Source organism: Moraxella sp. CTOTU47618 (assembly GCF_032017425.1).
Lineage (GTDB): Bacteria > Pseudomonadota > Gammaproteobacteria > Pseudomonadales > Moraxellaceae > Faucicola > Faucicola tetraodonis.
Genome location: NZ_DALZPW010000007.1, coordinates 38,326 through 47,317, shown reverse-complemented (window position 1 = coordinate 47,317; position 8,992 = coordinate 38,326). Strand labels below are relative to the sequence as shown.

Here is an 8,992-nt window from a genome sequence, read left to right as displayed (position 1 = left end):
GTCATTGTTATTTACTTACCCTAATCAATGGCAAAAATTAGCTAAATTATAGCCCAATCAGCGACTTGAAAAAAGCCCATTTAAACATCCCCTAAAATAAGCGGTCTACCAAAAGCAATGGTTTTACAAGTCAGGTTAAGACCAACTCATCGGATCAATGTCAATCGATAGTCTGGCATACTTTGCCGATGGCAACGCAATCGTCTGTCGCCACCAGTCCGACAATAGCTGCTGGCGAACGTGGCGTGTTTTGGTCAAAATTAATAAATGCGAGTGATAGCGACTGTTCTTCTTTGCCATCGGCGCATCCACCGGGCCATTAATGGCAATACCCAAGGCTGTCATGTGTTGGCGTGATGGCAATAGCGCCATTGCTTGATGCAAAATTTGCTGATTGTTTTCTAACGATTTGCTTTCCACCCGTACCAAACAAGCGTAAGTAAATGGCGGCAATCCCAACATGCGCCGCTCAGCCAATAATTGCTGAGCAAAACTCAGATATCCTTCACGTACCAAAGTCAGTAACGCGGGATTTTCAGGTTGCAGGGTTTGTATCAGTACCAGACCTGCTTTATCGGCACGACCCGCACGACCGGCCACTTGGATAATCAGCTGGGCAGTATGCTCAGGCGAGCGAAAATCTGAGGATAAAAAACCACGGTCAGCATTGGGGATTGCCACCAACGTCACATTGGGGAAATGGTGCCCTTTAGCCACCATTTGCGTGCCCACCAAAATGGCTTTGGGGTTATCAGCAATACGCTGATACACTTGCTCCCAACTGTTTTTTTTACGCGTGGTATCGCGGTCAATTTGAATCACAGGCACATCGGGGAAAAGCTCAGTTAACCCTTCAACCATCCGCGCCGTACCCATGCCCACAGGGTCAAGATTGCTGCTACCGCAGCTAGGGCAATGATTCGGGATGGCTTGCTGCCAATCGCAGTGGTGGCATTTTAGCATTGCCACTGGCTGAAAATGCACTGTCAAATGCGCATCACAGCGCGGGCAGTCTGCTTGCCAACCGCAAGCATCACACAATAAGATGGGCGCGTAGCCACGACGGTTTAAAAATACCAATACTTGCTCATCTTTATCCAACGTTTGCCGAATGGCTTGAATTAAACTTTGCGCCAAACCGTTTTGCCATGCCTGTTGGCGCGCATCAATCAGCTGCATGATGGCAGGTTTGGCATCGCCTGCACGCTGGGTCAAAGTAAGCTCGGTAAGTTTACCTTGTTGTACCAGATACAGGCTTTCAAGTGATGGCGTCGCGGTGCCCAAAATTACCGGACAATTAAGCTGAAACCCCCGATAGAGCGCCACGTCACTGGCGTGATAGCGCAGTGAGTCTTGCTGTTTGTAAGATTGGTCATGCGACTCATCGACAATAATCAGCCCTAAATTGGCAAATGGGTATAACACTGACGAACGCGTACCGATAATAATTTGCGCATAGCCCAGTCGGCATTGTTGCCAGCCATCAAGCCGCACGGTGTCATTAAGTCCTGAATGTAGCATCAATACTTGGGCTTCAAATCGTTCGGCAAATCGCTGTCTGGTCTGTGGGGTCAGCCCAATTTCTGGCACTAAGATAAGCACTTGTTTGCCTTGTGCTAGTACCGTTTGCATCACTTGCAAATACACTTCGGTCTTGCCACTGCCCGTAATGCCATTGAGCAAAAAACCTTCATAGTGTGGCTGCTGGCAGGCGTGGGTGATTTTTTGCACCGCTTGTTGTTGCTGCAAATTTAAGGTGAGCGGCGTGGTGGCAAGCTTAGCAAGCTTGGGTAAAGATGGCATTTGATAAACAGGCGCAATCAGACCTTTTTGCTCAAATTTTTTTAAATAAGCAGGCTCGACACCGTTGTCTAGTAGCGCAAACTCAGTTACAAGTTTTGTGTCATTGCTATGTGAATTACTATGCGAATTGCCATGCGAGTTGATGACCAATTCATATAAAGCAAATTGTTGGCGTTGTTTTTTGGCACTGGCGGAAAAATCCTCGTCAGTGGCATCGCGTAATTGTCGCCAGCATAATTGTCGGTAGTCGAGCGTCATTCCTTGGCGAATTAACGTCGGCAGCATGACATCGAACACATCGCCAAGCGGATAGCAGTAATAAGCAGACAGCCAATAAGCGAGTTTTAGCAAAGCCTCATCGACAATCGGCACTTCATCAAGTATGTCCAATACAGGTTTAATCGCATTTTGCGTAAGCTGACTGTGCTCAATATGCGCCACCACGATGCCGACCAATTTGCGCGCACCAAACGGTACTCGGACGCGGCAGCCAATCGCGGGCAACGCATCGCCCACAACGCGATAATCGAACACCGAATCAATGGGCACAGGTAAGGCAACTTGGATTAGCAAAACACACCTTTAAAAATTGTTGTAGGGTTAAATTATAGCCCAATTCTAGGCGTTAAACTGTGGTCAGATGGGCAAAAATTTGACATAAAAAAAGGCAAGTCTTGTAACTCACCTTCCATTTGAGCGGGTTAACATTCATCTAAAACCAAAATCAATCTAAAACCAAAATCAATCTAAAACCAAAAGCGCTTCAATTTCGACCACCGCACCTTTTGGCAAGGCGGCCACTTGCACCGCGGCACGGGCAGGGTAGGGCGCAGTTAGGCGCGCCGCAAAAATCTCATTTAAGGCAGAAAAATCTGCCAAATCGGTGAGGGAGACGTTAAACTTCACCACATTGGCTAACGAACCACCTGCGGCTTGGCAGATAGCCTCGATGTTTGACATGACTTGGTTGGCCTGATTGACAAAGCCATCGGCTAGGGTCATGGTATTTGGGTCGAGTCCGATTTGACCTGAAATATAGACAGTCTTATCAACCTTCACGGCTTGTGAATAAGTGCCTACCGCAGCAGGGGCATTGTCAGTATGAATGATGTCACGGCTCATATTATTTCCTATTACAGTATGATGGGTTTATAAAATATCTTTATTTTTTGGCGCAGACGTGTTTTGGCTCTGAGAAAGTAGCACTTCGTCATTCCATTGATACAGCCTTACAATATTGGGATAGCCCAAGAAGGTGCGTAGGCGCTGAATTAAGCTTGCAATCTGGGCACGGCTTTGCACCACCACAAACAGCAAGGTATAGCCATTACGCTGTTCAATATACTCAAAACCCGCCTGAGTATCACGTACAATAAAGATTAAATCGCTGATTTGCTCATCGGTCAGGTTTTGATTAATTTTTAGCGCGGCATCAAAATAAATACGCTTGGATATCTCATCCTCACTGTTAGACACTCGCCAATGTAGCGGAATCACTTGGTATTCATTGACACGGCGAATTTCATCAATTGAAAAACATTTATGTCGATGCACCACCAAGCCATTTTTTGAAATATGCCCGACAATCGGGTCGCCATACACAGGATGACAACAGCTGGAAAAATTCATCTCCATATTGGCGGCATCCGCAATCAAGCTTTGCGGTTGGTTAGCGGCATGGGCGCTGGCTTGGTTTTTAGCAAGCTGCTCTTGGGTCAATAAGCGCGAAACGGCAATCTGCGGTAGCAATTTACCTGTGGTAAACTCCGTAAAGAACGCACTTTTATCCTGTAAGCCACGCCAATCAAGTAGCAATTGCCATTGTTCATCGCTCACATCAGCGAGTGAAAGATTTTGCGTTTTAAGCGCGCGCTCAAAGGCGGTTTTGCCTTCGTGCTCTTTTTGCTCAGGATTTAAGCCTTTTAACCATTCAAACAACGCACGCCGCGCTTTATTAGTTGCCACAAAACCCAGCCACTCCGCTTTTGGAATCGCATTGGGGTCGGTATGAATTTTGACCCTATTGCCAGTTTTCAAAATCGTACCCAGTTTGGCTTCTACGCCATTGATTTCAGCGCCCGTTGCACGGTTACCGATATGGGTACTGATAGTATAGGCAAAGTCAAGCGCTGTGGAGCCGCGCGGCAACTCATAGGCATCACCGTTTGGGGTATAGCAAATAATTTTACGTTCGTGAAGATAGTCAATCAGTTTATCAACCACCGTCACCGCATCGGATGGCTGCTCTTCGATATCGCTTTCATTGTCGGCAATCAAGTTTTGCAGATTGCGTAGAGAGGCCTGAATCACTGACTGGCTAAGCGGCGATGCGGCTTCACCCATCAAAATCCCTAAACGGGTGGTTTTGAGCATGGTTTTAGTCAAAATGACCACTTTGATGGTGTCATGGTCGTTTTTATAGGTAATGGTAAACGATTGGTTGCCCCCCGCACGCGGATGGCGGATATTATCTTCGATACACTCAGGCGCAATTTGGTATTTATTGATAAAATACTTGGCGATTTGGTCGCAGTCTTCCACTTTATCCATGACTAGCATAAATTCATAATGCCATAGCAAATCGGTGATTTTGCCGCGGTTTTTAAAGAACTGACGAAACAAAGTCACGCGGTTATCGACATCTTTGACATAACCTTTAACGCCCAGTCGGCTCAAAACAATATTTAAATAATTATGAATAGCTTCTTGTTGAAAGGTGCGCCCCAAACCATGCTGCATAAGTTTATCGGATAACTTGTTATACATGGGTGCATTTAGGCTGCGATAACATAAAATCTCGATATAGTCGGCTAAATCATTCAGCCCAAGCGTACGTGCAAACGGCACATAAAAATCCAACGTTTCTTGTGCGGTTGCCTGTTGTTTTTTCTCAGGCACCGCTTCGATGGTGGTCATATTGTGTAAGCGGTCAGCCAATTTGACAATCAACACGCGCGGGTCTTCTAGCGTTGCGGTAATAATGCGGTAAAAAGTCGCGGCTTTATTGATGTGTTTTTCATTGGAGGATTTTAATTTGGTGACACCATTGACGATTTGGGCAACTGCCTTGCCAAACTCTCGGATCAAATCTTCTTCAGTGGTAGGTGTATCTTCCACAGTATCATGCAAAATCGCCGCCACAATGGTATCGACATCCATGCGAAAACTACCCAAAATTTCCGCTACCGCCATAGGGTGGGTGATATAAGGCTCGCCAGATTTGCGTTTATCTTTGATATGGGCTTGGTCGCCAAAGGCACAGGCTTTGAGAACAATTTGCTGTTCGTCATCATCCAAATAATCCAATACACGCATTAGGTCAAACTGTGCAATATCCACATCAGGATGGCTTAATTTTGGTAAAGTTGATATATTCAAAAATGTGCCCTCAACGTACGATCGATAGGTTTAACCTGCTAAAAAGTCATAGTGTTCTGGTCAGCAGTTAACTCTATCATAAAAAACGGCTGGATAAAAATAGCTGGCATCAAACCAGCTAAACTTAGTAAAAACGTATTATAAAGATATCTTAATTATTCGCAAAATTACCGTGAATTGTCAAGCTAAGTTACATATAATTCCACGTTTCATTCCACGTTTAATTCAACTAAAAAGTCACCTAAAAAAGGTGACTCTTTATAAAATAATAGTCGCTAACTATTAACAGTGGCTTAAGCTACCGTTAGAATCCATGACCACTTGAAATGCTCAAATCGACATGGTGAAATTTGTTAGGCAATTCGCGCTCAGGTTGATTTAAAATCTCTTTAGTCACAAGGCCCTCAGCGATTTCACGAAGGGCAAGTACGGTTGGTTTATCATTTTCACGCTCAACCATAGGTTCCGATACACCGCGTGCGATTTGGCGCGCACGTTTACTGGCAACAAGAATCAAATCAAAACGGTTGTGGATATTTTCTAGACAATCTTCTACAGTGACACGTGCCATGACTATGGTTATCCTATTCAAAACTAAAAAAGTAATTGATTATTTTAACAAAATTAAACCCATATTGCCAGTGACAATGCACTAATCCAAGATTTTTAACCCTGCTTTGTTTTCACGTTTTGGACGTTGTGCATCGGTGGAATCGGCTGGTTGACTGGCGTTGATTTCAGATTGCGGCGCATTATCGTATTCCGTTGGGTCAAAGAACATGCCTTGTGAATTTTCTCTGGCATAAATCCCCATCACCGCTTGCATCGGTACCCATAATTCTTGCGAAACACCGCCAAATCGCGCATGAAAATGAATAAAATCATTATTAATGACCAAATTACCTGTAGCACGGCTGGCGATATTAAGTACGATACGACCATCTTGCACATATTCGACAGGCACGGTGACATTGGGCTGTGTCGTATCGACCATGATATGTGGGGTTAGGTTATTGTCTTCAAGCCATTCAAAAATAGCGCGTACCATATAAGGGCGAGTCGGGGTGAGTTGAAAGTCGTTTTCCATGGTGATTCTCTTATTTTAATGATTACTATTTTAAACTGGTTTTAAAGGTTGGGCGATTAAACATCCGCTCCATATATTGATACAACGGACGGCACAGGTGCAGCGGCAATTCAATACCCATGGGTTTTAAGCGATATAAAATCGATGACAAAATGCAATCACATATACCCATGGTATCTGAAAGAAAAAAGGCCTTATGGGCAAACAGCGGCGCTATGGTAACCAGAGATTCAGTCAGTTGCTTTCTGGCAACCTTTGCTTGGTTGACATCTAAGGTATCCTTATGGGTCAATAGCGTATCTGCCAGTTTAATCCAGTCTTTCTCAATGCGCCACCATAATTGACGGTATTGTGCCTTTTCAATCGGATTTTCAGGTAGCAGTTTGTTCTGATGATAGCGCTCTTCAAGGTATTCAAAAATAATACGATTGTTATATAAAATCAATTCACGATGAATAAATACCGGCAGCGTGTTGTAAGGGTTGATATCAGGTAAATCTTCGGCAAAATCCTCATCATCACGAATGTTCGTCTCGCTAAATTCTATTTTTTTCTCAAGTAAAACCAGTCTTAATTGGTGACTTAGGTAGCCATCATCGGCATAAATCAACGGGGTGTTCGAAGTAGGGGTCAACATAGTTAAAAATAATAAGCTGTATCAGCGTAAAGGATAAGCCTAGCTTAAAATGACTGAATTAGCAATAACTGTGAAAGTTATCATACCAATCAAGCAATAAATGCGCATAAAAAAAGGTAGCCTAAGCTACCTTTTTTTATATCAATCCTTATTTAACGTCTTTCCAAAATTCTTTATTGAGTAAGTACACTGGAATTAATAACGCAAGTAAGAATAAGATGACCCAAAAACCATATACTTTACGTTGGTGCGCTTGCGGCTCTGCCATCCACGCCATAAAGTTGACGATATCACCAATATTACGACGATATTCTTCTTTTGAGGTGTTCATTTGCATATCATGAAGGACGAACGGCATAGCAACATTCGGCAGTACGATATTGTTGGCACCCCAAGGACGACTTGGATCTTCATAGAAGGCTAACAAGTACGTATAAACCCAATCATTACCACGTAGACGGGTTTCAAGTGACAAATCAGGTGGCTGGGCACCAAACCAAGCTTTTTGAAGCTCTGGGTCCACACCTGCATTGATATGGTCACCGACTTGGTCAGTGGTCAGCATCAAGTATTTTTCCACCAACTCTTTTGGAATGTCCAAGTCTTTGTACATTTTTGAGTAGCGAACATATTGCGCTGAGTGACAGCCTGCACAGTAACTCATAAATAATGAGGCACCACGTTGAATGGACGCTTTATTGGTCAAATCCACAGGAGCGGTTTCACAAGCCAAATGTGCTTCTTTACCATCAACTGTTTTATAGGTGCCACAGCCGCCTTCGCTAGCTTGTGCGGCTGTCGCGCCCAAACCTAGTGCAACTGTCAAACCCAATCCAGCAACTAATTTTTTAACCGCTTTCATTAGTGACCTCCAGTTACACGTTCAGGTGGCTGTTTGCAAGTTTCAATCGATGTATAGATTGGCATTAGCAAGAAAAACAAGAAATACAAAATAGTACAAATACGTGCCACAAGCGTTGCGGTATCACTTGATGGAATTACCCCTAAGTAACCTAAAATCAAGAAACTAACAACAAAGATAGCAAGCGCAATTTTTGACAAAATACCCTTATAACGCATTGAACGCACGGGCGATTTGTCTAACCAAGGCAATACAAATAAAATAGCAATTGATGCTGCCATCACAATAACACCCGGCAGGGCTGAACCAAACATAGACGGAGTTGCACGTAACATCGCATAAAAAGGCGTATAGTACCAAACAGGGGCAATGTGAGCAGGTGTCTTAAGTGGGTTTGCTGCTTCAAAGTTTGGTGGCTCAAGGAAGAAACCGCCGCCTTCTGGGAAGAAGAATACCACGGTAAAGAAAATGATAAAGAATACCACGATACCAATCATATCATGCACAGTGTAGTACGGGTGGAAAGCCACACCATCAAGGGGTACACCATTTTTATCTTTAAGTTTTTTGATATCGATACCATCTGGGTTATTAGAACCAACATGGTGCAATGCTACCAAGTGAACAAATACCAGACCCACTAAAATCAAAGGAATCGCAACGACGTGCAACGCGAAGAAACGGTTTAAGGTAATACCCGAGATGATATAGTCACCTTTTACCCATTCTCCCAATGCATCACCAATAAATGGAATCGCTGCTGGTAGGTTTAAAATAACCTGGGCACCCCAGAAAGACATATTACCCCAAGGTAATAAGTAACCGAAGAAACCTTCTGCCATTAAGCACAGATAGATACCCATACCGATGAGCCAAACCAGTTCACGAGGTTTTTGGTATGAACCATACAACAAGCCACGGAACATATGCAGATACACGACCACGAAGAATGCCGAAGCACCGGTTGAGTGCATATAACGGATTAACCAACCACCTTGTACATCACGCATAATGTATTCTACAGAAGCAAATGCGCCTTCTGCACTTGGGTTGAACATCATGGTTAGCCAAATACCCGTCACTAACTGATTGACCAATACCACCATTGATAATACGCCAAAGAAGTACCAAAAGTTGAAATTCTTTGGTGCGTAATACTTTGACATATGGTATTCATAAGTTTCTGTCGCTGGAAAGCGCGCATCCACCCAATGCATAAATTTCT

At 43.9% G+C, this 8,992-nt stretch carries 8 protein-coding genes; all 8 read right to left on the bottom strand.

The features are described from left to right. Window positions 1-135 precede the first annotated feature (135 nt). Entirely contained in the window at window positions 136-2,376 is a 2,241-nt protein-coding gene (locus tag RTS09_RS06985; RefSeq protein WP_312535520.1) for a primosomal protein N', read from the bottom strand. A 168-nt stretch (window positions 2,377-2,544) separates the two neighbouring features. Next, a complete protein-coding gene (locus RTS09_RS06980) occupies window positions 2,545-2,925 on the bottom strand; it encodes a Rid family detoxifying hydrolase (protein ID WP_312535518.1) in 381 nt (126 codons plus the stop codon). Window positions 2,926-2,952: 27 nt separating this feature from the next. Then, a complete protein-coding gene (locus RTS09_RS06975; RefSeq protein ID WP_312535690.1) occupies window positions 2,953-5,118 on the bottom strand; it encodes an HD domain-containing protein in 2,166 nt (721 codons plus the stop codon). Between the two features lie 367 nt (window positions 5,119-5,485). Beyond that, entirely contained in the window at window positions 5,486-5,752 is a 267-nt protein-coding gene (rpoZ, locus tag RTS09_RS06970; protein WP_036601878.1) for a DNA-directed RNA polymerase subunit omega, read from the bottom strand. Between the two features lie 81 nt (window positions 5,753-5,833). Then, window positions 5,834-6,268, bottom strand: coding sequence for a ClpXP protease specificity-enhancing factor (locus tag RTS09_RS06965; protein ID WP_060994768.1), 435 nt, complete (start codon window positions 6,266-6,268; stop codon window positions 5,834-5,836). 25 nt (window positions 6,269-6,293) lie between these two features. Next, a complete protein-coding gene (locus RTS09_RS06960; protein ID WP_095355707.1) occupies window positions 6,294-6,905 on the bottom strand; it encodes a glutathione S-transferase N-terminal domain-containing protein in 612 nt (203 codons plus the stop codon). A 148-nt stretch (window positions 6,906-7,053) separates the two neighbouring features. Next, on the bottom strand, window positions 7,054-7,767 hold the full coding sequence (locus RTS09_RS06955) for a cytochrome c1 (protein ID WP_007116514.1): 714 nt from the start codon (window positions 7,765-7,767) through the stop codon (window positions 7,054-7,056). Then, window positions 7,767-8,984: a cytochrome b gene (locus RTS09_RS06950; protein ID WP_309596356.1), complete on the bottom strand. Its 1,218-nt coding sequence runs from the start codon at window positions 8,982-8,984 to the stop codon at window positions 7,767-7,769. The genes RTS09_RS06955 and RTS09_RS06950 overlap by 1 nt, the downstream gene beginning before the upstream one ends. Window positions 8,985-8,992 lie beyond the last annotated feature (8 nt).

Excerpts from the sequence above, each read along its gene's own strand:
- RTS09_RS06960 (WP_095355707.1), bottom strand. The coding sequence starts at position 6,905 with ATGTTGACCCCTACTTCGAACACCCCGTTGATTTATGCCGATGATGGC.
- RTS09_RS06965 (WP_060994768.1), bottom strand. The coding sequence starts at position 6,268 with ATGGAAAACGACTTTCAACTCACCCCGACTCGCCCTTATATGGTACGC.
- RTS09_RS06980 (WP_312535518.1), bottom strand. The coding sequence starts at position 2,925 with ATGAGCCGTGACATCATTCATACTGACAATGCCCCTGCTGCGGTAGGC.
- RTS09_RS06955 (WP_007116514.1), bottom strand. The coding sequence starts at position 7,767 with ATGAAAGCGGTTAAAAAATTAGTTGCTGGATTGGGTTTGACAGTTGCA.
- RTS09_RS06975 (WP_312535690.1), bottom strand. The coding sequence starts at position 5,118 with ATGCGTGTATTGGATTATTTGGATGATGACGAACAGCAAATTGTTCTC.
- RTS09_RS06950 (WP_309596356.1), bottom strand. The coding sequence starts at position 8,984 with ATGCATTGGGTGGATGCGCGCTTTCCAGCGACAGAAACTTATGAATAC.
- rpoZ (WP_036601878.1), bottom strand. The coding sequence starts at position 5,752 with ATGGCACGTGTCACTGTAGAAGATTGTCTAGAAAATATCCACAACCGT.